The organism is Bradyrhizobium sp. P2_E8 (assembly GCF_056403875.1).
In genome coordinates this window covers 1-748 of record NZ_JBFUES010001771.1, presented here as the reverse complement: position 1 = coordinate 748, position 748 = coordinate 1, and the positions used below count along the sequence as shown (strand labels likewise).

Here is a 748-nt window from a genome sequence, read left to right as displayed (position 1 = left end):
CGCTCGATGTCCATGGAATCGAGCACCTGCTCCTTGCCCGCCATTTCGCGGTCGGACAGGCCGCCGGTCATCTGGATCAGGCGGTCGGCCAGCGTCGATTTGCCATGGTCGATATGGGCGACGATGGAGAAATTGCGGATGTTGGAAATGGGGACGGTCGTCATGGGCGCGGGATACCACTCACATCCCCGTGCGGCAACCATATTGCTGTATTTTCAGGGCCTTTCTTCACGCCAAGCTGATTCCACGGTGGCCCAAAACGCGCTACGCAACGGCTGATGTCGACGACCTCAATCCCATCTGCCCGCGCCCGTGCGAAGACACGGGTGAGTTTCAACCGCTTCCGGGCCTGGCTGGTTGCCAGCGCGGTCCGGCCGGAGGCCCGCCTGTGGCTGGTGATCCAGCTCGCGATCCTGCATGCGGTGCTCTGGACCTTCATCCTGATCAATCTCAAGGCAGCGCAGGACGTTCACATGGACGTCGCGGAAGCCTATGGCTGGGGCCAGAAATTCCTCTGGGGGTATGGCAAGCACCCGCCGCTGTCGGGCTGGATCGCCGGCGTCTGGTTCAAGGCGTTCCCGGCGACGGACTGGGCGACCTATGCGCTCGCCATGACGACGGTCGGCGTCGGCATGGTGATCTGCTGGCTGCTGAGCTTGCGCGTCGTGGATGCGCGGCGCGCGTTCCTGGTCGTGGTGATGGTCGCGCTCTACCCGATCTTCAATTTCAAGGGCTTCAAGTACAACCC

The 748-nt window shown here is 62.7% G+C and carries 2 protein-coding genes; one reads left to right on the top strand and one right to left on the bottom strand.

Annotated elements, in window-relative coordinates; genetic code table 11:
• Positions 1-164 (bottom strand): GTP-binding protein (locus AC1D00_RS43805; protein WP_477015028.1); only part of this gene is annotated, 164 nt, incomplete at its 3' end.
• Positions 165-278: 114 nt separating this feature from the next.
• On the opposite strand from AC1D00_RS43805, the gene AC1D00_RS43800 reads away from it, so the two are divergent.
• Positions 279-748: glycosyltransferase family protein (locus tag AC1D00_RS43800; protein WP_477015027.1), on the top strand; the 470-nt coding region annotated here is incomplete at its 3' end.